This is a genomic window from Achromobacter sp. FW305-C-28, from assembly GCF_058783235.1.
In genome coordinates, this window is record NZ_JBYSYL010000004.1 from 110,043 (window position 1) to 129,555 (window position 19,513).

Annotated in this window: 18 protein-coding genes; 7 read left to right on the forward strand and 11 right to left on the reverse strand. The window is 68.8% G+C overall.

What is annotated here, in order from left to right; all coding sequences use genetic code 11:
• Positions 1-63 precede the first annotated feature (63 nt).
• The 8 genes from AC3WMR_RS12600 to AC3WMR_RS12635 all read right to left on the reverse strand — a co-directional run bounded on the left by AC3WMR_RS12600 (position 64) and on the right by AC3WMR_RS12635 (position 8,744).
• The gene (locus tag AC3WMR_RS12600) at positions 64-507 is read right to left on the reverse strand and encodes a DUF1641 domain-containing protein (protein ID WP_492265287.1); all 444 of its coding nucleotides are present in this window, start codon (positions 505-507) and stop codon (positions 64-66) included.
• Positions 504-1,694, reverse strand: a complete 1,191-nt coding sequence (locus AC3WMR_RS12605) for an NAD(P)/FAD-dependent oxidoreductase (RefSeq protein ID WP_492265288.1) — start codon at positions 1,692-1,694, stop codon at positions 504-506. Before AC3WMR_RS12605 ends, AC3WMR_RS12600 begins: the two co-directional genes overlap by 4 nt.
• Before the next feature lie 136 nt (positions 1,695-1,830).
• A complete protein-coding gene (locus AC3WMR_RS12610) occupies positions 1,831-2,820 on the reverse strand; it encodes a 2-hydroxyacid dehydrogenase (protein ID WP_492265289.1) in 990 nt (329 codons plus the stop codon).
• Positions 2,817-4,514, reverse strand: coding sequence for an ABC transporter ATP-binding protein (locus AC3WMR_RS12615; protein WP_492265290.1), 1,698 nt, complete (start codon positions 4,512-4,514; stop codon positions 2,817-2,819). Before AC3WMR_RS12615 ends, AC3WMR_RS12610 begins: the two co-directional genes overlap by 4 nt.
• Positions 4,511-5,356 carry an ABC transporter permease gene (locus tag AC3WMR_RS12620; RefSeq protein WP_175191861.1) on the reverse strand — a complete coding sequence of 282 codons (846 nt, stop codon included), beginning with the start codon at positions 5,354-5,356 and terminating at the stop codon, positions 4,511-4,513. The genes AC3WMR_RS12615 and AC3WMR_RS12620 overlap by 4 nt, the downstream gene beginning before the upstream one ends.
• On the reverse strand, positions 5,353-6,327 hold the full coding sequence (locus AC3WMR_RS12625; protein WP_175218898.1) for an ABC transporter permease: 975 nt from the start codon (positions 6,325-6,327) through the stop codon (positions 5,353-5,355). Before AC3WMR_RS12625 ends, AC3WMR_RS12620 begins: the two co-directional genes overlap by 4 nt.
• Positions 6,328-6,362: 35 nt before the next feature.
• Positions 6,363-7,928 carry an ABC transporter substrate-binding protein gene (locus AC3WMR_RS12630; protein WP_175218899.1) on the reverse strand — a complete coding sequence of 522 codons (1,566 nt, stop codon included), beginning with the start codon at positions 7,926-7,928 and terminating at the stop codon, positions 6,363-6,365.
• 48 nt (positions 7,929-7,976) lie between these two features.
• Positions 7,977-8,744, reverse strand: a complete 768-nt coding sequence (locus AC3WMR_RS12635; RefSeq protein ID WP_492265291.1) for a class II aldolase/adducin family protein — start codon at positions 8,742-8,744, stop codon at positions 7,977-7,979.
• Positions 8,745-8,907: 163 nt separating this feature from the next.
• Here AC3WMR_RS12635 and AC3WMR_RS12640 point away from each other — a divergent pair, with 163 nt between their 5' ends.
• From AC3WMR_RS12640 to AC3WMR_RS12655, 4 genes are read left to right on the forward strand one after another with little or no spacing between them, the layout of a single operon-like run.
• A complete protein-coding gene (locus AC3WMR_RS12640; protein ID WP_492265292.1) occupies positions 8,908-9,633 on the forward strand; it encodes a GntR family transcriptional regulator in 726 nt (241 codons plus the stop codon).
• Positions 9,630-10,658: a histone deacetylase family protein gene (locus AC3WMR_RS12645; RefSeq protein ID WP_492265293.1), complete on the forward strand. Its 1,029-nt coding sequence runs from the start codon at positions 9,630-9,632 to the stop codon at positions 10,656-10,658. The genes AC3WMR_RS12640 and AC3WMR_RS12645 overlap by 4 nt, the downstream gene beginning before the upstream one ends.
• 11 nt (positions 10,659-10,669) lie before the next feature.
• A complete protein-coding gene (locus AC3WMR_RS12650; protein WP_492265294.1) occupies positions 10,670-11,737 on the forward strand; it encodes a phosphotransferase in 1,068 nt (355 codons plus the stop codon).
• 13 nt (positions 11,738-11,750) lie between these two features.
• Entirely contained in the window at positions 11,751-13,085 is a 1,335-nt protein-coding gene (locus AC3WMR_RS12655) for an aspartate aminotransferase family protein (protein ID WP_492265295.1), read from the forward strand.
• 88 nt (positions 13,086-13,173) lie between these two features.
• Here AC3WMR_RS12655 and AC3WMR_RS12660 read toward each other — a convergent pair whose 3' ends face one another.
• On the reverse strand, positions 13,174-14,826 hold the full coding sequence (locus AC3WMR_RS12660; RefSeq protein ID WP_492265296.1) for an S-layer protein: 1,653 nt from the start codon (positions 14,824-14,826) through the stop codon (positions 13,174-13,176).
• A 166-nt stretch (positions 14,827-14,992) separates the two neighbouring features.
• Complete coding sequence (locus AC3WMR_RS12665) at positions 14,993-15,670, reverse strand: TetR/AcrR family transcriptional regulator (protein ID WP_492265375.1); 678 nt, start codon at positions 15,668-15,670, stop codon at positions 14,993-14,995.
• 153 nt (positions 15,671-15,823) lie between these two features.
• On the opposite strand from AC3WMR_RS12665, the gene AC3WMR_RS12670 reads away from it, so the two are divergent.
• The 3 genes from AC3WMR_RS12670 to AC3WMR_RS12680 all read left to right on the forward strand — a co-directional run bounded on the left by AC3WMR_RS12670 (position 15,824) and on the right by AC3WMR_RS12680 (position 18,388).
• A complete protein-coding gene (locus tag AC3WMR_RS12670; protein WP_492265297.1) occupies positions 15,824-17,035 on the forward strand; it encodes a Tm-1-like ATP-binding domain-containing protein in 1,212 nt (403 codons plus the stop codon).
• Positions 17,036-17,046: 11 nt separating this feature from the next.
• Complete coding sequence (locus tag AC3WMR_RS12675) at positions 17,047-17,877, forward strand: phosphoenolpyruvate hydrolase family protein (protein WP_492265298.1); 831 nt, start codon at positions 17,047-17,049, stop codon at positions 17,875-17,877.
• Positions 17,878-17,944: 67 nt separating this feature from the next.
• Positions 17,945-18,388: an SRPBCC family protein gene (locus tag AC3WMR_RS12680; protein ID WP_175191872.1), complete on the forward strand. Its 444-nt coding sequence runs from the start codon at positions 17,945-17,947 to the stop codon at positions 18,386-18,388.
• 48 nt (positions 18,389-18,436) lie between these two features.
• Here AC3WMR_RS12680 and AC3WMR_RS12685 read toward each other — a convergent pair whose 3' ends face one another.
• Complete coding sequence (locus AC3WMR_RS12685; protein ID WP_492265299.1) at positions 18,437-19,405, reverse strand: LysR family transcriptional regulator; 969 nt, start codon at positions 19,403-19,405, stop codon at positions 18,437-18,439.
• Positions 19,406-19,513 lie beyond the last annotated feature (108 nt).

Genomic DNA, 19,513 nt, shown 5'->3' on the forward strand with positions numbered 1-19,513 from the left:
AGCCGGGCCTTTTTTTGCGCGTGGCCGTTACCGCTCGCCGTGCGCGCAGCCTGAATCGGGGGCTCAGGGGGCGGCGTAATCCTCCCGTTGGTTGCGCATTTGACGGCCCAGCCCCTGCAGCGAGCGCAGCATCAGGGCCAGCCCGCGCCGGGTGTCCTCGTCGCGCGATAGTTGGAACAGGCCCGCCAAGCCCGGCGGGTGCGCTTCTTGCAGCCCTTGGGCATGCGCCGCGCGCCAGGTGTTGGCCAGCGTCCAGGCCGCGCCCGATGCCTGTTCCGACAGCGTGCCCAGCTTTTCCACCATGGGGGGATCGAGCAGGTCCACCAGATCGGAGGCCAGCGCCATCAGGTCCACCAGGTTGTCCAGCCGCCCGCTGTCCACCAGCGGCCGCAGCTTGTCCGCCAGCAGTGTCAGGCCATCGGCCGCCCCACCCGCCGTTGCGGAGGTCCCCAGCACGCTGGCGCACTGTTCGGCCGCCGGCAGGGTGTTGTCATCACGCGGGTTCATAGCATTCCCCTGGCGACGGACCAGTAAAGGCCCCGGTTGAAACCATGCCGCAGCAGGCCGCCCAGCTTGGTGGGTGGCGTGGGCCGCACGTCGTGGGTGTAGTCGTACCAGAGCGGCATGCCAGCATTCAGCCCCATCTGTGCCACCGCCTGCACGCGGCCTTCGTAGACGCTGCCGGGCTGGCCCAGTCGGATCTCGCCGGCGATATTGTTGGCAATGACCGGCGCCTGGTTGTGGCACGAGCCGCCCGCCTTGCTGACAGGCAGGTCCACCGTGTCGCCGATCACGTACACGTTTTGCAGCCCGTACACCTGCAAGGTCTCGTGATCGGTGGGCAGCCAGCCTTCGTTGTCCGGCGCTTGCGAGGCGCCCGATTCCAGCACCACGTCCACCGCGCGGATCGGCGGCGTGGCCATCAGGATGTCGAACGGTTGCTCGGCGCCTTCCTCCGAATAGGCGATGCGCCGCTCGGGGTCCACCTTGGCCAGCGTGAAGCCGCGCTGGAATTGGATGCCGCGCTGCTCGAAGATGGCCGGCAGCACTTCGCAGGTGGGTTGCTGCAGGAACAGGCAGTTGCGCAGCAGCTGCGAGGTGGTGGGGTAGGTGTAGACGATCTCCACCCGGTCGCGCACCCCGCGGCGGCGCAGATAGTCATCCAGCATCAACGTGGTTTCGATGGGGGCGATGCCGCATTGGTGCGGCACGTTGGGCGTCTTGGGAAAGGTGACGCTGACGAATACCCGCCCTCGTTCGATGCGGGACAGCCGGTCGGCCAATTGCCGGGCCGGTTCGTACTGATAGAAATGGTCGCCGGCTTCGCGCAGGCCTTCGATGCGCTCGGGGGCGGGCACGCAGCCGGTGGCGATCACCAGGTAGTCATAGCCATAGCGCTTGCCGCTGCGCGTCACCAGGTGCTGCGCGTTGAAATCGAAACGCGTGACCTTGTCCACGTGAAATTCAATTTCGGGTCGCAGCAGGGACCGTTCGGGGCGCTTGAGTTCTTCCTGGAAAAACAGGTTGAACGCCACATACATAAAGGCGGGCTTGTAGTAGTGGTCCGGCGAGTCGGACAAGAGCGTGATGCTGACCTCGCCGCGCGACACTTCGGGATGCAGCTTGTGAACCAGTTGGTTGGCCAGCATGGTGCCGCCGACCCCGCCACCTGCGACAACAATTCGCTTGCTCATAAAAATCCTCCGGTGAGAATAATCAGGAACCAAGTGCAGTTGCGCGTCTATATGTAGCAAGCGTGGGGTCGTCGGTCAACCAAATAACCATATCGTATAAAAGGGGGCTCGCGTGTCGCGTTGCCACGGGGTCGTTTCAATATCCCAGCGCCGCGTCCGCGCACGTATCTGGCCGGCGGCCTTCCAGCACTGTTTGCAGGTTCTGGAGCGTCTGCCGGGCGATTGCCGCGGCCGGTGTGCGGGTGGCGATGTGGGGCGTGACCAGCACGTCCGGATGGCGCCACAGCGCGTGGTCGGGCGGTAGCGGTTCCTGTGGGGTGGCATCCAGCGTGGCGTACGACAGTTGGCCGCTGTCCAGCGCGGCCAACAGGGCGGCGGTGTCCAGGTGTTCGCCGCGGCCCGCATTGATGACGTGGGCGCCGCGCGGCAACTGCGCGAAGGTGGCGGCGCCCAGGAAGCCGCGGGTGTCGTCCGTCAGCGGCAGCAGGCACACCAGCGTGTCGGCCTCGGCCAGCAACGCGGGCAGGCCGTCTGCGCCGTGGTGGCCGATGATGCCGGTCGGCAGGTCCGGCTTGGGGGTACGGCTCCAGCCGGACACGCGGTAGCCCAGCGTGGCCAGCGCCTGCGCTGCGGCCAGGCCCAGCCGGCCCAGCCCGGCGATGGCGACGCGGTGCTCCGACGGCGGCACGATGGGGCTTTCGCGCCACAGGCCTTGCGCGCGATTGCGCACGTAGTCGCGGAAGTGGCGGTGGTGGTTGATCACTGCCCACGCCACATAGGTGCTCATGCCGGCGGTCATGCCGGCTTCGGCTACGCGGCATACCGGCACGTGGCGCGGCAGGGCGGGATCGGCGTAGATGTGGTCCACGCCCGCGCCGATCGATTGGATCAGGCGCAGGTTGGGCAGTGTGCCCAGCAGACCGGCCGGCGGCTGCCAACAGACCGCGGCGTCGATCTCGGCCGGGTCGCCCAGGTCGTCGGCGGTGCGCCAGGCGATGTCCGGCCGCAGGGCCTGGAAGGCGGGCACCAGGTAGCGCATGTCCAGCACGCGGCTCAACAGGGCGACGCAGGGCGGGCGGTCCGTGGCGACGGCCGGGGCGGCGGGGGCGAGGGCGGCGGCGCTCATGCTGCCACCGCCGCGCGCCGTGCGCGTCCGGAGACGATGCTGGCGAAGTCGGGCACCGCCTGCACCAGTTCACGGGTATAGGCCTCTTGCGGCTCGCGGATGACCTGGGCGGCCGGACCGCATTCGATGATGCGGCCCTGCTGCATGACGGCGATGCGGTCACACATCTGCGCGGCAACGCGCAAGTCGTGGGTGACGAACAGCATGCTCAGGTGGAAGCGTTCGCGCACGCTGGCGAACAGGTCCAGCACCTGGGCCTGTACCGAGACGTCCAGCGCCGACACGGGCTCGTCCGCCACGATCAGGTCAGGTTCGGACGCGAGCGCCCGGGCGATGCCGATGCGCTGGCGCTGGCCGCCCGAGAATTCGTGCGGATAGCGGCCGGCGGCGTCCGGGTTCAGGCCCACCAGTTGCAGCAGTTCGGCCGCGCGGACGCGGGCCTTGTCGGGCGCCATGCCCTGGGCGATCGGCCCGGCCATGATCGAGCGGCCGACCGTGTGGCGCGGGTTGAGTGAAGCCTGCGGGTCCTGGAACACCATCTGCACCCGCCCGGTGGCCGGACGCGCGTTGGGTGGCTGGCCGTTCAGGCGCACCTGGCCGCTGTCCTGCGCCAGCAGGCCGGCAATGCAGCGGCCCAGCGTGGACTTGCCGGAACCGGATTCGCCCACCAGGCCCAGCACCTCGCCGCGCCGCAGCGTGAAGCTGATGCCGCGCATGGCGGCGGTCTCGCGCCCACGGCGGAACAGCCCGCCGCCGGACACGTAGGTCTTGGTCAGGTCGCGCACGTCCAGCAGCACGGGCTGCGGCTCGGCGCTGCGCACGCTTGCCGGCATGCCGTGCGGGATGGCGGCGATCAGTTTGCGGGTGTAGTCGTGGCGGGGGTGGCCCAGTACCTCGGCGGCCGTGCCGGCCTCGACGATCTCGCCCAGCTGCATGACGGCCACCCGGTCGGCGATCTGCGACACCACGCCGAAGTCGTGCGTGATGAACAGCACGGCGGTGCCGTGGCGCGCCTGCAGGTCGCGGATCAGATCCAGGATCTGCGCCTGGGTGGTGACGTCCAGCGCGGTGGTGGGCTCGTCGGCGATCAGCAGCGCCGGTTCCAGCATCAGGGCGCAGGCGATCATCACGCGCTGGCGCTGCCCGCCCGACAGGCGGCCGGGGTAGCTGGCGGCGATACCCTCGGGGTCCGGCAGGCGCACGTCGCGCAGGGCGCCGATGATGCGGGCGCGCTTGTCGGCGGCCGACAGCTTGACGTGGGCGTCCAGCGCTTCTTCCAGCTGGTCGCCGATGCGCATCACCGGGTTCAGCGCCGACATCGGGTCCTGGAAGATCATGCCGATGCGGTTGCCGCGCAGCGTGCGCCATTGCGGTTCTGCCAGCGTCAGCAGGTCGTGGCCCTGGAAGGCGATGCTGCCGGCCACCGGGGCCACCATCGGCTGGGGCAACAGGCCCATGACGGCGTTGGCGATCATGGACTTGCCCGAGCCGCTTTCGCCCACGATGCACAGCGTTTCGCCGCGGTCGATGCGCAGGCTGGCCTCCTTGACCGCCAGCGGGCGGTCGGCGCCGGCCGGCAGGCGGATGGACAGGCCGCGGATGTCGAGCAGGGTATCGGTGGCCGCGGCGAGCGGGTCGGGCGCCAGGGCGCTGCCGGCCAGCTCGTCCGCGGCCAGGATGTCGACGGGATTCATGCGCGGCTCCTTGGGTCCAGCCGGGTGTTCAGGCCATCGCTCAGGCCTTCGCCGATCAGGTTCAGCGCCAGCACCGTCAGCAGGATGGCCACGCCGGGAAACAGGCTGATCCACCAGGCCTGGCGCAGCGCCGTGCGGGCCGCGCCGATCATGTAGCCCCAGCTCATCACGTTGGGATCGCCCAGGCCCATGAAGCTCAGGCTCGATTCCAGCAGGATGGCGGTGGCCACCATCAGCGACCCCATCACGACGATGGGCGCGGCCGCGTTGGGCAGGATCTGCGTGATGATGATGCGCAGGTTCGATTCGCCGGCCAGGTGGGCGGCATGGACGAAGTCGCGGTGGCGCAGCGTGAGGAATTCACCGCGCACCAGCCGGGCCACCGGCGGCCAGGACACCAGCGCGATGGCGGTCACGATGGACCCGACCGACGGCTGGAAGATGGCCACCAGCACGATCGCCAGCGCAAAGCTGGGAATCGCCTGGAACAGCTCGGTGAAGCGCATCAGGCCAGTGTCGATCCAGCCGCCGTAGTAGCCGGCCAGCGCGCCCACCGACACGCCGATGAGCAAGCCCGCCAGCGTGGAGATCAGGCCGATCAGCAGCGAGATGCGCGCGCCGTAGGCCAGGCCCGAACCGATGTCGCGGCCCATGGTGTCGGTGCCGAAGGGCAGGCCGGCCATGTCCAGCGGCGGCAGGAAGGGGCGCTGCACCATGGCCCAGGGGTCATGCGCGGCCACCAGCGGCGCGGCCAGGGCCAGCAGCAGCACCGCGGCCATCACGGCCAGGCCGGCCAGGGCGCCTTTATTGCGGCGAAAGCGCCGCCAGAATCCGTTGTTCATTGCAGTTCTATCCTCGGATCGGCCAGCGTGTAGAGCAGGTCGGTGATGATGTTGAACGCCACGGCAAGCGCCGCGGTGACCAGGAACGTGCCCAGCAGCAGGTTGTAGTCGCGCTGCACCAGGGCATCGAACATCAGCCGGCCGATGCCGGGCCAGGCGAACACGGTTTCGATCAGCACCGTGCCGCCCACCATGGAACCGGCCTGGATGCCGGCCAGCGTAATGACGGGCAGCAGCGCGTTGCGCAGGATGTGGCGACGCTGGATGCGGCGCGGCGACAGCCCCTTGGCGCGGGCGGTCTTGACGAAGTCCATCTGCGCCACTTCCAGCATGGCCGTGCGCGTCATGCGGGCATACACGGCCATGTAGAAGAGCGCCAGCGTGGCCGCCGGCAGCACCAGGTGGCTGGCGATGTCGGCCACCCGAGCCAGCCCCGCATGCCCCGCGCCCACGGTCTCGAAGCCGAAGCCGGGCAGCCATTCCAGCTTGACCGAAAAGAGCAGCACCCCCATCAATGCCAGCCAGAACAGCGGCGTGGCATAGAACAGCATCGACAAGGTGCTGACCAGGCTGTCGAGCCAGGTCCCGGCGCGCGCACTGGTCCAGGCGCCCAGCGCCACCCCCAGTGTCAACGACACGACGAAGGCGGTCATCGTCAGCAGCAGCGTGGCCGGCAACCGCTCGCCGATCAGGCTCATGACCGGGCGCTGCTGCCGGTACGAGTCGCCCAGATCCAGCCGGGCGGCGTGGCCCAGGTAGGTGGCCAGTTGCTGCGGCAAGGGCTTGTCCAGCCCGAAGCGTTCGCGCAGCTGGGCCATGAAGACCTCGTCGGTCGCGCCGGCCTCGCCGGCCATGACGGCCGCCGGGTCGCCGGGCGCGGCGCGGATCAGCAGAAAATTGATGACCGCGATCAGGGCCAGCACCAGCAGGCCCTGCACGATGCGGCGCATCAGGTACGTGAGTTTCTTCATGGCATTCCCCCTGTTGCTGCTTGGTTGCGCGCCGTTCAGGCCAGCGTGGCGCGCGCCAGGCTATCGTTCAAGCCGATGCCAGAATTGATCAGGTTCTTGATGTTGTTGCGGTACAGCGTGGGGAACTGCAGTTCCAGCAGCCAGGCCACCGGCACGTCGTCCACCAGGATGCGTTGCGCCTCCTCGTAGAGCCGCTTGCGCGCCTCGGGGTCGGCTTCGCGCGAGCCGCGCTCGAACAGGTCGTCGACCTTGGGGTTGCTGTAGCCCTCGACGTTGTTCCAGGGCGAGCCCTTGGCGATGGTCGACGTGAGGTAGTTGCGGGCCACGCCCAGCGCGGCGTCGCCGTACTGGTAGAGGTAGCAGAAAGCGATGTCGTAGTCCCAGTTGGCGGTCTTTTCGCTCCAGCCGGCGACGTCGGTGGCGGTCATTTCCAGCTTGATGCCGGCTTCGGCCAGGTTCTGCCGCGCGATCTCGGCAAAGCGCTGCCAGGTCTCGCCATAGGGCAGCGGCAACAGGCGCAGCGTCTGGCCCTTGTAGCCGGCTTCCTTGAGCAGCTGCTTGGCGCGGGCCACGTCGCGCGGATAGCGGGTGACCTCGTCGGTGTGATAGCGCACGGTGCTGTTGAACGGGCCGGTGGCCACCTTGCCAAAGCCATACCAGGCGACGTTGCGCATGGCCTCGCGGTCCAGCGCATACATGATGGCGCGGCGCACGCGCACGTCGGCCAGCACCGGATGGCGGTTGTTCAGCCACATGAACGAATGCGGGCCGAAGAATTCCCAGCCCTTGGTGGTGATCTCGACGTTGGGCAGGGCCTTCAGGCGCGCGATGTCGAAGTATTCGACGGTGCCGCCGGGCAAGACGTCCAGCTTGCCGGATTCAAAGGCCGCCGAGCGCGAGGCCGCGTCGGGAATCACGTGGAAATACAGCGTGTCCACGCTGGGCAGGCCGGCCTCGTGGTACTGGTCGTTGCGCACCAGCTGGATGTACGAGCCGCGACGCCATTCCTTGAACTTGTACGGGCCGGTGCCGATGGGCGTGTTGTTGGCCGGGTTGTTCAGGAAGTCGGTGCCTTCGTAGATGTGGCGCGGCACCATCGGCATGGTGCCCACTTCGAACAGGCCCAGGAACGGGCCGAACGGGCGCGGCAGGCGGAATTCCACGGTGTGGTCGTCCAGCGCCTTGATGCTGTCCACGAACGCCAGGCCGGCGCGCAGCCGCGCGTGCGTCTTGCGCAGGAACTGGTCGACGCTGAACACGACGTCGTGCGCATTGAACGGCTTGCCGTCGTGCCACAACACGCCTTCCTTGAGCTTGAAGGTATAGACGGTGGCGGTGTCGTTCACCGTCCAGGACGTGGCCAGGCCGGGCATCGGCTCCAGCTTGTCGTCGTAGCGCAGCAGGCCTTCGTACATCTGCCCGCCGATCATCTGGGTGGGGCCGTTCTGGATGATGCCCAGCATCAGGCCGGGCGGCTCGGGCTGCACGGCGATGTTCAGCACGCCGTTGCGCGCGGCCGCGGCCCAGGCGGGCAGGGCGGCGGCGCCGCTCCACCAGCCGGCCGCGGCAGCGCTTGAAATCAGAAAGTCGCGTCGGTTCATGAGGTTCTCCTGGTGACGGGGCCGAAGGTGGCGGGCTGCGCGGCGCGGTCAGGCGCCGGCGGGTTCGACAAGCTTCAACAGCGCGCGCCATTCGCGTTCGCTGGGATCGGGGGCGCCGGGCAGGCGGTTGGTGTCGCCGCTGGCGTACTGGCGCGCGGTCTTTTCGCTGACCTGCGGGCTGACCGGGTAGGTCGCCTGGCCGGTGGACTGGATCGCCAATTGCACGCGGCAGGCGCGGTCCAGGTTGAGCATCAGGATGAAGGCCTGGGCCACGGTGGCGCCGGTGGTCAACAGGCCGTGGTTGCGCAGGATCATCGCGTTGTGCGGACCCAAGTCGGCGACCAGGCGTTCGCGCTCGTCCAGATCCAGCGCGATGCCTTCGTAGTCGTGATAGGCCACGCGGTTGTAGAACTGCAGCGCCCATTGGTTCACCGGCTGCAGGCCGCAGGCCAGCGACGACACGGCCACGCCGGCCACCGTGTGGGTGTGCAGCACGCAGCCCGCGTCCGGGCGGCCCATGTGCACGGCGCTGTGGATGGTGAAGCCGGCCGGATTGACGTCATACGGCGTGGGTGCCACCGGGCGGCCGTCAAAACCGACCTTGACCAGCGATTCGGGCGTGATGTCGCGAAACAGATGGCCGTACGGGTTGATCAGGAAGGCGCCTTCCTCGCCCGGCACGCGCGCCGAGATGTGCGTGTAGATGCTGTCGTCCATGCCGAAGTGGGCGATGAGCCGATAGCAGGCCGCCAGGTCGCGGCGGGTCTGTTGTTCCGCTGCGCCGGTGGGCGGGGCGGAATCCTGGGGGTGGGCCATTGATGCGTCCTTGGAGGGGTGGGGCGACGGCGCGCCGGATGCTGGGCATTATGCGTCGATCGTCAACTGTCGACAGTTAGCAGTAACACTGATATGCTGCGCAAAATCGGGGTGCTATATAGCTGACGCGCCAAGCGCATTCACATCCCAGACGAGACCCTCCATGCCTGAAACCCCGGCCGCCCTTACCGCTTTCGAATCCGTCAATGTTCCCGACCTGGTCGGCGTGGTCGAAGACCGGCTCACCCAGGCCATCGTGCAAGGCCGCCTGCCGCCCGGCAGCCGCGTGGTCGAAGCCGAGATTGCCCGCCAGATGGCGATCAGCCGCGCACCGGTGCGCGAGGCTTCGCGCCGGCTGGAACGCCAGGGCATCCTGGTGTCCAAGCCGCGCCGCGGTTTCTTCGTGCGCGAGATGTCGGTGCGCGAAATCGACGACCTGTTCCAGGTGCGCCTCAGCCTGGAAATGACGGCGGTGGCCGCCGCCTGCGAACACGCCGATGCCGCGGGCCTGGCGCGCCTGACCCAACTGCTGCAACTGATGATTGCCGAGGCCGCCGACGCGCCGCAGCATCGCCGCATCGAGCTGGACCTGAGCTTTCACACCCTGATCTGCGAGCTGTCGGGCAATGCGTATCTGCTGCGCCTGTTCTCCAGCACCCAGACCGAAATGCGCATGATCATTTCGCTGATCGACAACGTCTACCAAGACCCGGAACTGGTTGCCTCCACGCACCAGCCGATCCTGGACGCGTTGGCGCGGCGAGACGTGCAGGCCGCCCAGGCCTGCATGAAGGTTCACCTGGACGATGCCTGGGAGCACGTCCGCAACCTGTTCGTCTCGCAGCATGGCGCGGCGGGCGAAAAACCAAGGGGCAGCGTCAAGCCATGAAAGTCGTCTACAGCGATAAGCACCAGCTTCACGATCCGCAGTTTTTCATCGTGCGCGGCAAGGTCAAGCGCAGCAACGAACAGCCCGAGCGCGGTGCGCGCCTGCTGGCGGCGGTGCAGCGCGACGGCCACCGCATCATCACGCCGGACGATCACGGCGCGGCGCCCCGCGCCGCCGTGCATACGCCGCAGTATCTGCGCTTTCTTGAAACCGCCTACGCGCGCTGGCGCGAATTGCCCGACGCCTCGGAAGAAGTGGTGGCCAACGTGCACCCGTTTCCGGGCCAGCCCTGCACCTATCCCGATCACATCGTCGGCCTGGCCGGCTACCACATGGGCGACACCGCGTGCCCGATCGGCGCGGGCACCTGGGAAGCGGCCACCTGGTCGGCGCACTGTGCCACCCACGCCGCCCAACTGGTGCTGGACGGTGAACGCGCGGCCTACGCGCTGTGCCGCCCGCCCGGCCACCACGCCTATGTCGACCGCGCCAACGGCTTTTGCTACCTGAACAACGCCGCCATCGCGGCCCAGCACCTGCGTACCTCGCACCGCCGCGTCGCCATCCTGGACCTGGACGTGCACCACGGCAACGGCACCCAGGGCATCTTCTATCGCCGCGCCGACGTGCTGACGGTGTCGATGCATGCCGACGCGCACAACACCACCCCGTTCTTCGTCGGCCACGCCCATGAAACCGGCGAAGGCGACGGGCTGGGCTACAACATCAACCGGCCGCTGCCGGTGGGCACGGGCGATGACGGCTACCTGGCCGCGCTGCGCCGCGTGTTCCTGGATATCCAGGCGTTTGCGCCCGGCGCGCTGGTGGTGGCGCTGGGGCTGGACGCCCACGAACGCGACCCCTACAAGGGGCTGGCGGTCACCACCGCGGGCTTCGGCCGCATCCTGGCTGAAGTGGCCAGGCTGGGCCTGCCCACCGTGCTGGTGCAGGAAGGCGGCTACCTGTCGGACGACCTCGGCCCCAATCTGGCCAGCGCGCTGCGCGGCTTCGATTCCGCCGCCTGAGGGAGAACGCCATGATCGATCAGGACTGCGCCCAGGACGTGCTGGCCGCGGCCTCGCCGGACATCGGCGAGGCGCAGGCCGCGCAGCTGGCGCGGCGTCACTTCGGCATCGATGCCCAGGTGCGCCGGCTGGCCGGCGAGCGCGACCGCAATTTCCATCTGCGTGCCGACGATGGCCGGGAATACGTGCTGAAGTTCTCGCACCCGGCCGAAGATGCGCGCGTGGCGGACTTCCAGGCGCGCGCCTTGCGCCATATCGAACAGGCCGACCCCAGCCTGCCGGTGCAGCGCGTGCTGCTGGCCAATGACGGCGAGCCTTGCGTCTGGCTGCAAACGCCCGACGCGCCGCCGCGCGTGCTGCGGCTGTTCACCTACCTGCCGGGCCTGCCGCTGCCGGACGCGCCGCGCTCGGCGGCGCAGCGCGACAACCTGGCGCGCACGCTGGCGCGGCTGGGGCTGGCGCTGCGCGGCTTCACGCACCCCGCGGGGCAGCTGGATTTACCGTGGGACATCCAGCGCACGGATGAAGTGGCGCCCCTGCTGGCGCACGTGACCGACCCCGCGCGCCGGGCGCTGGCCGAACGCGGCCTGGCGCGCTTCGTGAATCATGCCAAGCCGGCGCTGCCGGGGCTGCGCGCCCAGGCCATCCACAACGATCTGAATCTGTACAACGTGCTGGTCGATCCCGCCAACCCGGACCGCATTGCCGGCATCCTGGATTTCGGCGACATGGTGCAGGCGCCGCTGGTCAACGACCTGGCCGTGGCGGCGTCCTACCAGCTGGAGCCGGGCGAGGACGCCCTGGCGCCCGCCGTGGCCTTCACCGCGGCCTATCACGCGGTCAGCCCGCTGACGCCGGCCGAGCTGGACGTGCTGTTCGACCTGATGGTGGCGCGGCTGGTAATGGTGGTGGCGATCGGCGGCTGGCGCGCCGCGCGCTATCCCGAGAACAGCGACTACATCCTGCGCAACAACGCGGTGTCGTGGGCGCGCTTGCAGGCCTGCGATGGCATCGCCCGCGACGCCGCCCGCCAGCGGCTGCGCGCGGCATGCGGTTTTCAACCATGCGGTCTTCAATAAGCGGGCGGTGACCATGACTGTGACGCAACCCGGCGCGCCCGCGGCCGCCTTGTCCAACATTCCCGCGAACGACGGCGCCGCGCATACCGCGGCGCTGATCGCCCGGCGTCACCAACTGCTGGGGCCGGCCTACCGCCTGTTCTATGAATCGCCCGTGCACCTGGTGCGTGGCGAAGGCGTATGGCTGTACGACGCCCAGGGCAAGCCGTACCTGGACGCCTACAACAACGTCGTGCCGCTGGGCCACTGCCATCCGGCCGTGGTCCAGGCCATTGCGCGGCAGGCGTCGGAGCTGAACACCCACACCCGGTACGTGCACGAGACGGTGCTGGATTACGCCGAGCAACTGCTGGCGACGTTTCCGCCTGGCCTGGGCCAGGTGATGTTCACCTGCACCGGCAGCGAAGCCAACGACCTGGCGCTGCGCATCGCGCAGGCGCACACCGGTGCGACCGGCCTGATCGTCACGCGCTTCGCTTACCACGGCGTGACCCTGTCGATCGCACAGGCCTCGCCGTCGCTGGGTCGCTATGTCACGCTAGGGCCTGCGGTGCGGACCGTGGCGGCGCCGGATACCTACCGACAGGGCCGGGATGCCGTCGGCCCGGCGCTGGCGCAAGCCGTGCGCGAGGCGGTGGCGGACCTGGCGGCCCAGGGCCTGCGCCCGGCCGCGCTGCTGGTCGACACCATTTTCTCCAGCGACGGCGTGCAGGCCGCGCCGCAGGGGTTTCTGCGCGAGGCCGTGCATGCCATTCACGACGCCGGCGGCCTGTTCATCGCCGACGAAGTGCAGGCCGGCATGGGCCGCACCGGGCAGGCGATGTGGGGCTTCATGCGTCACGGCGTCGAACCGGACCTGGTCACCATGGGCAAGCCGCTGGGCAATGGCCATCCGGTGGCCGGCGTGGCCGCGCGCCCGCAGGTGCTGGAGGCATTCGGCCGCAACGGGCGCTACTTCAATACCTTTGGCGGCAATCCGGTATCTGCGGCGGCTGGCCTGGCCGTGCTGCGCACGGTGCAGGACGAAGCGCTGATGCAGAACGCCGAGCGCGTCGGCCAATACCTGCGTGAGCGGCTGCAAGCGCTGGCCGCGCGTCATGACCTGATCGGCGACGTGCGCGGTGCAGGCCTGTTCATCGGCGTCGAGCTGGTGCGCGACCGCCGCACGCGCGAACCCGCCACGCAGGAGGCCGCGCGCGTGGTCAACGGCCTGCGCGAACGGCAGGTGTTGACCGGCAGCGCGGGCGAACACGCCAACACGCTGAAGATCCGCCCGCCGCTGCCGTTCAGCACGGCGAATGCGGACCGGCTGGTGGCGGCGCTGGACGAGACGTTGACGGCGCTGTAGCACCGTTGCCATGGAAAAGGCCGCGGGCATCTGCATGCTCGCGGCCTTTTTCATGGACGAAACGCGGGTCGTATCTCGCGTCCTGGCCTTACTGCTTCACGGTCACAAACACCGGGTTCGAATAGAACCACAGGTCGTTGTAGCTGCGCGCGTTGATCGCGTTGAAGCGCGCGGCGTTGTCGGCCAGGTCCACCTTCAGGTCGGGCAGCGGTTCGCCATTGGCGGTTTCGCCCGCCACGTCCGGCGCCAGGTTGGTGCCGCGCAGGCGCAGGTACTGGCTCTTGTCGGCGGTCAGCTTGACCTTGATGACGTTGTAGCCGTCCTTGTCCACCGTCCAGTCGGCGCGGGTGTAGCGCGCCAGCACGCGGGTGCTGGGGTTGGTGGCGTTGTCATACGCCGGCGTGCCGGCCGCCGCGCGCGGGCCCACGTCGCCCACGATCAGGTCCACGTGGTGCACGGTGGGTTTGACGTAGGTGGGGTTGCCGCTTTCGATCGGGTACTCGTAGTGGTTGCTGTCCGGGCTGCGAAAGCGGATGGTCACGTCCACTTGTTCGCCCTTGGCCGCCTGCAGTTCGCCGCCCATCTGGGCCGTGCCGGCCGCGCCCTGCGCCTGGAACTCCAGCGCGTCGATCAGGTCGCCGAACACGCCGAACATGCGGCCGCTCTTCAAGCCGGCCACCACGGCCGCCATGTCTTTCCCGTCCTTCCAGACGTAGGTCTTGGCATATTCGCCGGGGGCGTAGCCGCTGCTGTACTGGCCCGACGCGGTGCGGAAATGGAAGTCGGAATCGGCCACGTTCCAGATGCGCCGGCCTTCGCCGAGCAGGGCGTCCCAGGTGCCGCCGACCTTGGCCACCAGGTAGTCCACGCCGCCGTAGGTGCGGTTGGGCAGGTTCACGGGCGTGTAGGCCTCGGCGTAGCCGCCGCGGTCCGGTTCCATCTGGTTGCCGACCATGCCTTCGATGCCGAAGAAGATCGTCGGCGCCAGGTCATGCATTTCACGCAGCTGGCCGATGGTGTATTTACCGGCATAGCGCGACGGGTGGTTCAGCAGCAGGTAGCTGTCCGGATGCCTGTCGCGCAGCCATTGCAGTGCGGTCAGCGAATCGGCGTGGGTCGTGAAGGCGCGTGGCTGGCCGGCCAGGTCGGCCACCAGTTGCGCGTCAAACAGGTTGGCCGCCTTGTTGGTGTACAGGTATTCGTACTCGGCCACCGCGCGCAGCGACTTGGCCGACATCGGATCGTTCACGCCGATGCCGATGTTAACGTGGTCATGCGTGGGCATGTCCCATTCGAACGACGAGAAAATGATCTTGCCGGCGTAGCGGCCGGCAGCCTGCGCCTGCTTGATGAACGGCACTTCGTATTGCGCCATGCCGGTGGAAAACGGCACGGGGCCGCCGGGAATGGCGGCGCCGGTGTTGTCGCGATCGGACATGCGCAGGTGGTTCGACAGCGCGGCCCAGTCCAGCTTGTAGCGGTCGAACGCCTGGTCCAGCACGCTTTCCAGGGTGACCTGGGCGTCGTTGGACTGGATCGTGTGCACGTGCAGGTCGCCCGCGCTCCAGGCGCCCGTCTGCACGGGGGGCGGGGCCGGCGGCGTGGGGTTGGTCACCACGGGCGGCGGTGCCGCCGGGCTCTCGTCATCGTCATCGCTGCCGCCGCAGGCGCTCAGCAGGGTTACGCAAGCCAGCGACAAGGGCATGATGGCCCGCCGCAGGCGGGATACTTCGAACCGCATTTCAAACTCCAGCGTCAGGCGGCCTGCAAGGCGCAGCGCCGCGAAGGCCCGCACTATGCGGTCTGCGGGTGACGTGGACATGACAGGAGGGCGGTGCGCAGGGCCGTCGTGGCCCTGGCTTGACGCGTGGCGCGGGGTCTGGCCGCGGCCGCGGCCACGTCCGTGGCTAGCGCTTGCGCGCCGCCTTGCCGGCCGTCTCTTGCGGCGTCTCGCCGGCCTCGGCCAGCGCCTGCTGGATGATGGCGTTGGCGGTCCAGCGCGCCACCTCGGTGACGTCGGGCAGGTCCAGCCGCCAGATGTCTTTGAGCACCAGGAATACCTCGGTGCCGTAGACCAGCGACAGCGCCTGCGCCACGCGGTCCTGCTGCGCGGGTGTCAGCGTGCCGGCCAGCGGCGCGATGGCGCGCTTGAGGATGTCGACCCGGTGCCCGCGCACCAGCCGTGGTTCGTTGCCGGCGCGGCCGGCGCTGGCTTCGGCATGCTGCTGCAGCGACACCAGGATGGCCGCGCGCAGCGGCGCCTCGTGTGCTTCCAGCCGCGGATACGCAAAGCGCAGCAGCTCGTCGACCCGGGCGGCGGCATCCGGTGCCTTCGAGTCCCATGCCAGGATCGGCCCCAGGCTTTCGTCCACCACGGCGGCGATCAGCGCGCTCTGGCTGGGAAAGTAGCGGTAGGCGGTGGCGCGCGACACCTGCGCGTGTTCGGCCAGCTCGGCCACCGACGGCGTGATGCCTTGCGCCATCAGCCGCTGGGCGGCATCCAGCAAGGTCTTGCGCATGCGCGCGCGCGGCCCGTGCGGCGGTTCGCCGCTGGCGGCGGCCTGCCGGCTGGCAGGGCCGATCAGGCGGGCGACGGCGGGGGGCGTCTTGCGGTCGATGGTTTGACGTGAGACAGGTGTCTCAGTATGATTCTTTCGTCTCATTTCTAGATTCTACAGGCCCAGGCGGCCCCAGACATATCGAGGCGCGCACCGAGTGTAGCCGCCCGCGGAGGAGTCATGACACAAGCGAATCGGCGGGTCTTCGTGGCCGCCACCTACGACACCAAGGGTCACGAGGCCGACTACGTCGCCGACCTGCTCAAGCGGGAAGGGCTGGACGTCGTCACCGTGGACGTGTCCACCACCGGGGCTGCCAGCGGCGCCCGCGTGCAGGCGCGCGAGGTCGCCCGCAGCCATCCGCAGGGCGAGCAGGCCGTCTTCACCGGCGACCGCGGCACGGCCATCGCCGCCATGGCGCTGGCGTTCGAACGCTACGCCGCCGCCAGCCCCGACATCGGCGCGATGCTGGGCCTGGGCGGGTCGGGCGGCACGGCGCTCATCACCCCCGCCATGCGTGCGCTGCCGATCGGCGTGCCCAAGCTGATGGTGTCCACCATGGCGTCCGGCAACGTCGCGCCGTACGTGGGTCCTTCGGACATCGCCATGATGTATTCCGTGACCGACGTGGCGGGCCTGAACCGTATTTCCCGGCGCGTGCTGGCCAATGCCGCAGGCGCCATCGGCGGCGCGTTTCGCCAGGCCGCCAGCGCGGCCGACGACGACAGCCGCCCCGCCGTGGGCATCACCATGTTCGGCGTCACCACGACCTGCGTGCAGCAGGTGACCCCGCTGCTCGAATCGCGCTTTGACTGCCTGGTGTTCCACGCCACCGGCACCGGCGGCCAGTCGATGGAAAAGCTGCTCGACAGCCACCTTCTGGCCGGCGTGCTGGACCTGACCACCACCGAGGTCTGCGACTTCCTGTTCGGCGGCGTGCTGGCCTGCACCGAAGACCGCTTCGGCGCGGTGGCGCGCACAAGAGCGCCCTATGTCGGTTCCTGCGGCGCGCTGGACATGGTCAATTTCGGCGCCATGGATACCGTGCCGCAGCATTACCAGGGCCGCACGTTCTATCCCCACAATCCGCAGGTGACGCTGATGCGCACCACCGTGCAAGAAAACCAGCGGCAGGGCGAATGGATCGCCGACAAGCTGAACCAGTGCGAGGGCCCCGTGCGCTTCCTGATTCCGGAAGGCGGCGTGTCGGCGCTGGACGCGCCGGGCCAGGCCTTCTGGGACCCCGAGGCCGATGCCGCGCTGTTCGCGGCCCTGCAAGCCCGGCTGGTGCAGACCGCCAACCGCCGCCTGATCCGCGTGCCCTGCCACATCAATGACCCGCAGTTCGCCCAGGCCGCGGTCGATCACTACCTTGAAATTGCCACACACTGAGGACCCCCGCCATGCCGCGTTTCAACCGTAACGACCTGCTGGACAAGTTCCGCGCCATGGTGCGCGACCGCACCCCCATCGTGGGCGGCGGCGCCGGCACGGGCCTGTCCGCCAAGTGCGAGGAAGCCGGCGGCATCGACCTGATCGTGATCTACAACTCGGGCCGCTACCGCATGGCCGGGCGCGGCTCGCTGGCCGGCCTGCTGGCCTACGGCAACGCCAATGAGATCGTGGTGGACATGGGCCGCGAAGTGCTGCCCGTGGTCAAGCGCACGCCGGTGCTTGCCGGCGTCAACGGCACCGACCCGTTCTGCGATTTCGAGGTCTTCCTGGACGACCTGCAGCGCCAGGGCTTTGCCGGCGTTCAGAACTTTCCCACGGTCGGCCTGATCGACGGCAACTTCCGCGCCAACCTCGAAGAAACCGGCATGGGCTACGCGCTGGAAGTGGACATGATCCGCCTGGCCCACGAAAAAGGCATGCTGACCACGCCGTACGTGTTCAACGAAGATGACGCGGTGGCCATGACGCAGGCCGGCGCCGACATCCTCGTGGCGCACATGGGCCTGACCACCGGCGGCTCGATCGGCGCCGAAACCGCGCTGACGCTGGACGACTGCGTGGCCGCCATTGACCGTATCGCGGCCGCGGCCCTGGCCGTGCGCCCCGACGTGATCGTGCTGTGCCACGGCGGCCCCATCGCCACGCCGGCCGACGCGGCCCACATCCTGAAGCATTGCAAGCATTGCCATGGCTTCTATGGCGCGAGCTCGATGGAACGCCTGCCTACCGAGCAGGCCCTGACCGCCGCCACGCAAGCATTCAAGCAACTGACGTTCTAAGGTTTCCGTTCATCCGCACCGGCCCGCGCACCCCTCGCCGCGGTCCGGTCATTGCCCAGGAGTCCGTATGCCGCATACCGTCTACACCAGCGCCATCATCCAGGCGCCGCTGGCCACCGTCTGGCCGCTGTTTCGCGATTTCAACGGCCTGGCCGGCTGGCACCCGGGCATCGCCCAAAGCCGCCTGGAAGCGGACGGGCGCCACGATGCCATCGGCTCGGTGCGCTACCTGACGCTCAAGCCGTCCGGCTTCGTGCGCGAGCAACTGCTGATGCTGGACGATCCCGGCACCGCGCTGCGCTATTCCATTATCGAGACCGACCTGCCGATGCGCGATTACATTGCCGGCGTGACGTTGCGCCCGGTGACCGAAGGCGGTGCGACGCTGGTGGAATGGTGGGCGGATTTTCGCGTGGAAGATGGCGCGGACCTGCAGGCGGTGGCGACCGCTGTTGGCCAGGGCGTATTCGCGGCAGGGCTGGCGGCGCTGAACGAGAAACTGCGCGGCTGACAGGCACAGGGCGCGGCGATCGCCAGGCCGCTGACCGCCGCGGCCGCGCTAGCCGTGCTTGCGCCTCGCGCCCGCGGCCAGCTTGCACCCTGCGGGCAGCGCCGCGGTCCGCAGGTACGTGCGGATACCCAGGATCAACGCCTGGGCCGCCGGGCTCAGCGGATATTCCTTGTGGCGGATGATGCACAGGGTGCGCACCACCGTCGGCCGCGCCAGCAGTGCGTAGGCCAGTTCCGGTTCCATCACGCGCTGCGCCGCCAGCGCGGGCAGCACCGCCACCCCCATGCCCGCCTTCACCAGCGCTGCCTGCGACGTCGTGCTGGACGCTTCGTAGAACGGCGCCGCGGCCTCGATCGGCAGGTCCGCGCGGGCCCGCAGCAGCGCCATGATGCCGGTCTCGTCCACCACCCCCACCAGCTTGCGGCCGGCCAGGTCGGCCCAGCGCATCGTGCCGTCGCGCCCTGGGGGCAGGCCGGCGTCGTCGCGCCGGTACAGCACGCCGAAACGGTCCTCGAGCAGGGCGTCAAAATGCAGCCCCGGTGCATCGGCCCAGCGGCTGGTCAGGCCGAAATCGACCTCGCGCGTGGCCACCTTGCGCTGGATGCGGCCCGAGTTGTCGTCGCTGAGGTACAGCCGGATGGCGGGGTATTGCGCCGAGAATGTGGCCGCTGCCGGCGCGATGATCTGGGTGATGGCCGACGGCGCCGCCGCCACGCCCACGCGGCCGCGTTCCAGGGCGCCAAAGCGCACCACGTCGCCGATGGCGCCGTCGAAGTCGGCCAGCAGCCGCATGACGCGCGGCAGGAATTCCTCGCCCGCCGCCGTCAGCAGCACGCGCCGGCTGGTACGGGCGAACAGCTGCGTGCCCAGCGCGTCTTCCAGCTGCCGCACCAGGCTGGTGACGGATGACTGCGTCTGGAACAGCCGCTTGGCTGCATGCGTGAAACTGGATTCCTGCGCCACCGCGACGAAGGCGGTCAGGTGTTTCAGGGTGACGTGCTTGGGCAGGCGATGCATTTCAAATTGCGATAGATGGATCAATAAAAACAATTTTTCCAGATTGATCGCGCCGACGATACTAGGGGCTTCAGCAAGGTCGGGGCCTGATTGACGAGGTGCCGCGAT

Coding starts and splice junctions, on each gene's coding strand:
- AC3WMR_RS12600 (WP_492265287.1), bottom strand. CDS start 507: ATGAACCCGCGTGATGACAACACCCTGCCGGCGGCCGAACAGTGCGCC.
- AC3WMR_RS12605 (WP_492265288.1), bottom strand. CDS start 1,694: ATGAGCAAGCGAATTGTTGTCGCAGGTGGCGGGGTCGGCGGCACCATG.
- AC3WMR_RS12610 (WP_492265289.1), bottom strand. CDS start 2,820: ATGAGCGCCGCCGCCCTCGCCCCCGCCGCCCCGGCCGTCGCCACGGAC.
- AC3WMR_RS12615 (WP_492265290.1), bottom strand. CDS start 4,514: ATGAATCCCGTCGACATCCTGGCCGCGGACGAGCTGGCCGGCAGCGCC.
- AC3WMR_RS12620 (WP_175191861.1), bottom strand. CDS start 5,356: ATGAACAACGGATTCTGGCGGCGCTTTCGCCGCAATAAAGGCGCCCTG.
- AC3WMR_RS12625 (WP_175218898.1), bottom strand. CDS start 6,327: ATGAAGAAACTCACGTACCTGATGCGCCGCATCGTGCAGGGCCTGCTG.
- AC3WMR_RS12630 (WP_175218899.1), bottom strand. CDS start 7,928: ATGAACCGACGCGACTTTCTGATTTCAAGCGCTGCCGCGGCCGGCTGG.
- AC3WMR_RS12635 (WP_492265291.1), bottom strand. CDS start 8,744: ATGGCCCACCCCCAGGATTCCGCCCCGCCCACCGGCGCAGCGGAACAA.
- AC3WMR_RS12640 (WP_492265292.1), top strand. CDS start 8,908: ATGCCTGAAACCCCGGCCGCCCTTACCGCTTTCGAATCCGTCAATGTT.
- AC3WMR_RS12645 (WP_492265293.1), top strand. CDS start 9,630: ATGAAAGTCGTCTACAGCGATAAGCACCAGCTTCACGATCCGCAGTTT.
- AC3WMR_RS12650 (WP_492265294.1), top strand. CDS start 10,670: ATGATCGATCAGGACTGCGCCCAGGACGTGCTGGCCGCGGCCTCGCCG.
- AC3WMR_RS12655 (WP_492265295.1), top strand. CDS start 11,751: ATGACTGTGACGCAACCCGGCGCGCCCGCGGCCGCCTTGTCCAACATT.
- AC3WMR_RS12660 (WP_492265296.1), bottom strand. CDS start 14,826: ATGCGGTTCGAAGTATCCCGCCTGCGGCGGGCCATCATGCCCTTGTCG.
- AC3WMR_RS12670 (WP_492265297.1), top strand. CDS start 15,824: ATGACACAAGCGAATCGGCGGGTCTTCGTGGCCGCCACCTACGACACC.
- AC3WMR_RS12675 (WP_492265298.1), top strand. CDS start 17,047: ATGCCGCGTTTCAACCGTAACGACCTGCTGGACAAGTTCCGCGCCATG.
- AC3WMR_RS12680 (WP_175191872.1), top strand. CDS start 17,945: ATGCCGCATACCGTCTACACCAGCGCCATCATCCAGGCGCCGCTGGCC.
- AC3WMR_RS12685 (WP_492265299.1), bottom strand. CDS start 19,405: ATGCATCGCCTGCCCAAGCACGTCACCCTGAAACACCTGACCGCCTTC.